The following is a 524-nucleotide window of genomic DNA, read 5'->3' on the forward strand; positions in this document are numbered from 1 at the left end:
TCTTGCCAAAGAGCAGGTTCTGCACCGCGGCAATGGTGCCGAAGTGCAGACGCTGGATCCCCACAAGGCCGAAGGTGTGCCTTCGTCCAACATCCTCCGGGATCTCTATGAAGGCCTGACCCAAGCGTGTCTTCGACCTCGTGATAGATTTTGGGACATCCCAGTCCCCAAAATCGACTCGGCCTTTGACAACCTATTTGTGCCCCAGCCGTCCTGGTCACCAAGCACTACGCAACAACTTCGCAAGCTCGTTGCTGCTCCGTACTTGGCTCCCAATGACTGGACGCCGCGTTCAGAGGCCTACTTTGTTTTCCCTCTGGCGCAAGGCACGCCGGGAAAACAGTGCGGCCTCGCGGCTACTGGGGACTACCAGCCTTCGCTTCGCTCTCCATGGCTGGCAGCGATCGAAGCGCCGGACGGCACGGTCATCCCCGGCACTGCCGAATCCTGGGAAATCAGCGACGAGGGCAAGACCTATGTCTTTCACATCCGCAAGAATGCAAAGTGGTCCAACGGCGACCCGG

1 protein-coding gene is annotated in these 524 nt (G+C 59.2%); it reads left to right on the forward strand.

Features of this window, described 5'->3' with window-relative positions; genetic code table 11:
- On the forward strand, positions 1 to 524 hold a 524-nt coding region (locus ACOCD2_RS25980), incomplete at both ends, for an ABC transporter substrate-binding protein (protein WP_293675699.1).

It is taken from the genome of Thiolapillus sp. (assembly GCF_048562965.1).
Classification (GTDB): domain Bacteria; phylum Pseudomonadota; class Gammaproteobacteria; order Chromatiales; family Chromatiaceae; genus Thiolapillus; species Thiolapillus brandeum_A.